We start from the raw sequence: 284 nt of genomic DNA on the forward strand, positions 1-284 counted from the left end.
CTACTATCTCGTTGGTGCGCTCGTGTTGATCGTCTACATGCGCTCCGCCCGCACCTCGTTGCGTCTGCCGTTCGACGTGCGCCTCATCAGGTGGCGGCAGCTCGGCGATATTCTTGCCGTCGGCGGGTTGTCGGCCATCGGCACCATTCAGTCCAATTTGACTGTCGTCCTGGTCACCGGCGCCGTCGGGCTGTTCGGCACTGACGCCATCGCAGGCTACGGAATTGCGTCACGCCTCGATTACATCCAGATTCCGCTGCTCTTCGCGCTTGGCAGCGCGGCAC

1 pseudogene is annotated in these 284 nt (G+C 62.7%); it reads left to right on the forward strand.

Features of this window, described 5'->3' with window-relative positions:
* Window positions 1-284, forward strand: a pseudogene (locus QSV46_RS39480) (MATE family efflux transporter); the annotation flags it as partial.

The organism is Bradyrhizobium cosmicum, assembly GCF_032290525.1.
GTDB lineage: Bacteria > Pseudomonadota > Alphaproteobacteria > Rhizobiales > Xanthobacteraceae > Bradyrhizobium > Bradyrhizobium cosmicum_A.